A 3,643-nucleotide genomic window follows, 5' to 3' on the forward strand; every position below is an offset into this window, starting at 1 on the left:
AATCATCTACTTTCCTAAAGGCTCATCAACTTTATTAAATACCTATTTAGAATGTATAATGTAATCCCTATTGGAATGATAACCTATTAATATACTACCTTGTTCTGCTCTACTTATACCGGTGTATAAATCTTTTAGATACTCAGTAGTTCTATAATTTTTGTTACGATATGGATCAACATCAATTATATAATATCTACCTTCCTAACCCTATGCAGTGTTTCCGAACTTGAAGTCAATATAATCTTTGTACTCATCCTATGAAAGCATTTCGTAAATAGGAGATTTCTTACTATTAAAAATATATCCTATTTTCTATCCCTCTTCTAAAGTTTTAATAAGCTTATCTACTTCTATCTTTAGTTCGTTTAGGATAGCTTTCTTCCTCTGCTGAAAATTATCATCATCAACAATTTGAGCTTCATTATCTACAGTTATTACCTTATCACCAAATAATCCTCTTTCATCCTCGTAATATTCTAACTATAATGGGCTTTTCTAGTCATGCAAGAACAGCTATGCTTTCTATAAATTTACTGATTTTATACTGTTATCAGTTCTCATAGATACTCCTAGCTTTGGAATCCTAATGAAATCGTTTCTTTCAGAATCACCTATATAGTTAGTACCATTTGGAAGTTTATGAAATACCTACATTCCAGCCTAATCATAATCTCCTGAAGCTATAACAGTAGTTCCATGCTTCTATGCAAAGTCATTTATTTGATCTAAATCGTAGGCATTAAAATGAGAAACCTCATCCAAGAATATTAACGAAGGAGGCATGGATGTCTGCATAGTCGGTCTTTTAGACCTAACTCCTTCTCCGGGAGTAAAGGTATAATCCTTCTCACTAGCAGTATATAATCCAAGAGTATCATCAAATGGATATTCTGCCCAATTAGGATCTATATACTTCATTAATTTCTCTCTATCAAAGGACTTAGCATCCTTAATTCCGAGATTTTCTGCCCATTTCTTAGCACTATCTTCATTAGTACCATGAGCAAATATTACATTAGTAAGTAATTCTGGATGATATTTGGCTAATAGTTGTTTTAGCATTAGACTAACTCCAGTTGTCTTACCACTTCCAGGAATTCCATCTATAAGAGTTATATTAGAATATCTCGGAATTGGTAAGAAGGTGCTAGCATCTTCCTTAACTAAGGATTCTCCCTTTCCTAAATCTCTTAGTATTTCTTTTTGCCTATCTAATGAAAGAGTTTTCCAATCCTCTAATATAGACTACTTATAAGCCTATAGGAAATTAGCAAATATATCTCCATTAAGAATTGAGGCATAAGCATTATACACTGCAGCTTCCTAGGTAGCAATAGGAGCTATTGGATTTTCGGCAGTTGGGTCTATAATATCAGCAAATTCTTTATAGAAACTTGAAGCCTTGATAGCAGTTCTACTTGCTAACCACCATAGTAAAGTATTATCACTTAAGCTATCTAAATCCTCATTTAATATTCCTTCGTTAGCATTATATAAAGAGAATATATTAGGATTTATAAATTTCTTAAGTTCGGTTATATTAGATAACTTATCCTTATTATTCTAAAAGAATTCATATATATTATCTTCTATATTTAACTATTCTTTAGCAAATTCTTCTAACTGCTACTTATTTAATACTTTCCAATTGTCTAATATTTCCTAGTGTAGAGTACTTCCTTCAATAACTTCTTTAAGACTATTGAAACCATTCCAATTACTAAGATCTCCAGGATTGTTTATTAAGTTCTTTAATCCTTTATATATTAGAGTATCTCTTTTAGTTGCTACTCTATTCTATCTAGTTAATTTTTGATTCTTATTTAAATTGTATAGTTGTTTTAGGAATTTGAGCTTATTAAGATTAACATCGATGTCAGAAACAAATAAATCAGCTGTTTCGCTATCTATTTCTGCTAAGTTTAGACTTTCTCCGAACTTGGAAGATACTTCATTTAACGTTGCATTGTATCCATAATAATCATTAAGTCCAACACTATCTGTTCTTGCTCCCAGAATAGAAGCTTTATACATTTCTAAAAGCTAAATAGTATTATTAAGCTCTTTATATGTATCTTCCTCTATATTAAAAGTAGATATATCCTCTGAATTATCTCTAAAGATACTATTAACTTTATCAATTAATTCTGTTAGACTTATACCATCTCGACCTAGAGATATTGCAAACTAGTTTAGGTTTTCCTCTAATGGACTTTCATTAGTTTTCTCTATATTTTCTTTAGCAGCTCTCAAAGCCTAATTAATAGGTAATATTTTATCTGAAGTATCAAAATCTTCCATAGCTTCAGCTTCACTATACTTCTAATTAGTCCAGTCTAGTGCTTTATTTACTATGGATAATAGATGTTCCTTAGTTTCTCTATTAATAAATCCAGGTTCCAGTATTCTGTTTATTATTTCCGGTAAATTCTCAGTTATAGTTTCCATTGTAAGATCTTCATCTACAACAGTTCCTATAAATCCAATATTATTACGAGTTCCAAGATAATAATTTAATGTTTCCTAAAGCTCAGATACATCACTACTAGTAGGAGTATGAGCTATATTTATTATTCTATTTAGAGATTCTATTTCAGGAGCTACCTTATGATAATTTTCTATCTATTCCTAGATTACTTTACTAGATTGTTGTGCTATTGATTTGTATATATCGGAAAGAATATGAATCTAATCACGTCCATCTGTGGTTTTCCAATTAGTGTATTCCTTATACAATCGCTCTTTCTCAGAGTCATTCAAATCAGAAATTTTCTTTCCAGTCTATTGCTCAGCATACATAATAAAGTTAGGTACTTTAAATATATCACTAAGCATAGGAGTCATTTCAAATAGAGCATCAGAAACAAACTCGGAAGTTCTCTTTCCTTCTAGTAAATCCTTGATTTTATTTTGGATTTCCTTTTGTCTTTTCTCTAGATCCTTTACTTTCTGCTAATCCTCATTAGATAACTTATTCTTCCGAGATTCGAAATCTTCTACAGCTCCAGAATTATTAGTATCTTTAGCAGTATTTACTATAGTGTTAATTTGATTTATATTATCTACTAATTCAGCATTTAAACTATTAAACTCCTACAAGAATCGTCCTGCTGTAGTAGATTTATATAAAGCAGCATATCTTAAATCTGGAAGAACTGTAGATAAGAAAGAATCATCAGGTAAAGAGGCTCCATTAGCATCTAATATAGATTGTATTAAGTCTAACTACTTAAATATAGCCTATTTTGCTATTAAATCCTAGTTATTATTCTTTGTTCCTTCTCCAAATACTAGACTTCCTCCAATATCGGACACTTCAGTGGATTTATTTTTGTCTCCTATCTAAGTTTTTTGTATATATTTTCTAAATTCGTCTAGCTTTTTATTTCTAGCCATATATACTAATTCCTAAATAGCCTACTGAGAGGTCATACCATTTATATTATTGATTACATTATAATTAGTAGCTAAATTAGCAATACCTCCACCAAATAAACCGCCAACAAAACTCATTCCATAACGGTCAATGATTTCTTTCTAATTCCAATTTCCAGTCTTAAAGTCATATCCGAAACTATTTAGTCTAGTATCATCGCCTTGTAGCCATTTTACTACATCATAACAGCCTTTAGAAAAATCA

The 3,643-nt window shown here is 30.5% G+C and carries 3 protein-coding genes; all 3 read right to left on the reverse strand.

Annotated features, from left to right (window positions below):
- Window positions 1-705 precede the first annotated feature (705 nt).
- The 3 genes from ACI3VO_RS09240 to ACI3VO_RS09250 all read right to left on the reverse strand — a co-directional run bounded on the left by ACI3VO_RS09240 (window position 706) and on the right by ACI3VO_RS09250 (window position 2,451).
- On the reverse strand, window positions 706-1,065 hold the full coding sequence (locus ACI3VO_RS09240) for a hypothetical protein (protein ID WP_439757638.1): 360 nt from the start codon (window positions 1,063-1,065) through the stop codon (window positions 706-708).
- Between the two features lie 735 nt (window positions 1,066-1,800).
- The gene (locus tag ACI3VO_RS09245; RefSeq protein ID WP_439757639.1) at window positions 1,801-2,037 is read right to left on the reverse strand and encodes a hypothetical protein; all 237 of its coding nucleotides are present in this window, start codon (window positions 2,035-2,037) and stop codon (window positions 1,801-1,803) included.
- A 288-nt stretch (window positions 2,038-2,325) separates the two neighbouring features.
- Window positions 2,326-2,451, reverse strand: a complete 126-nt coding sequence (locus ACI3VO_RS09250; RefSeq protein ID WP_439757640.1) for a hypothetical protein — start codon at window positions 2,449-2,451, stop codon at window positions 2,326-2,328.
- Window positions 2,452-3,643: the final 1,192 nt, after the last annotated feature.

The organism is Intestinibacter sp. (assembly GCF_051866655.1).
Classification (GTDB): domain Bacteria; phylum Bacillota; class Clostridia; order Peptostreptococcales; family Peptostreptococcaceae; genus Intestinibacter.

Coding starts and splice junctions, on each gene's coding strand:
- ACI3VO_RS09250 (WP_439757640.1), bottom strand. CDS start 2,451: ATGGAAACTATAACTGAGAATTTACCGGAAATAATAAACAGAATACTG.
- ACI3VO_RS09245 (WP_439757639.1), bottom strand. CDS start 2,037: ATGTATAAAGCTTCTATTCTGGGAGCAAGAACAGATAGTGTTGGACTT.
- ACI3VO_RS09240 (WP_439757638.1), bottom strand. CDS start 1,065: ATGCTAAAACAACTATTAGCCAAATATCATCCAGAATTACTTACTAAT.